We start from the raw sequence: 411 nt of genomic DNA, 5'->3' as shown, positions 1-411 counted from the left end.
TTTGGCTTAAGTCTTCTATCTGCTGTAGCTCTGAGCGCTGGTTAAATGCCTCTGTTAATGAGCTCACACAAGCTTGCAACTGCTGTATTTGTTGCTCTAGCCCGGTGGGATCAAACGGTGCTGGTATTGGCGGCAGTGCTGAAATAAGCTGTTGCACTTGGGTGCTGCTTTGGCTTAAGTCTTCTATTTGCTGTAGCTCTGAGAGATGGTTAAATGCCTCTGTCAATGAACTCACATAAGCTTGCAACTGCTGTATTTGTTGCTCTAGCCCGGTAGGGTCAAAGGGCGCTGGTATTGGCGGCAGTGCTGAAACCTGCTCTTGCAGTTGTGCGGTGCTTTGGCTTAAGCGTTCTATTTGCTGTAGCTCTGAGCGCTGGTTAAATGCCTCTGTCAATGAGCTCACACAAGCTT

1 protein-coding gene is annotated in these 411 nt (G+C 48.4%); it reads right to left on the bottom strand.

Features of this window, described 5'->3' with window-relative positions:
* A partial coding sequence (locus ACM0OZ_RS49245; protein WP_414590220.1) for a hypothetical protein occupies positions 1–394 on the bottom strand: 394 nt, incomplete at its 3' end.
* Positions 395–411: the final 17 nt, after the last annotated feature.

It is taken from the genome of Scytonema sp. PCC 10023 (assembly GCF_963920835.1).
Lineage (GTDB): Bacteria > Cyanobacteriota > Cyanobacteriia > Cyanobacteriales > Nostocaceae > Kalymmatonema.
The sequence above is the reverse complement of the archived record's forward strand: the minus strand, read 5'-3'. Positions and strand labels throughout refer to the sequence as shown.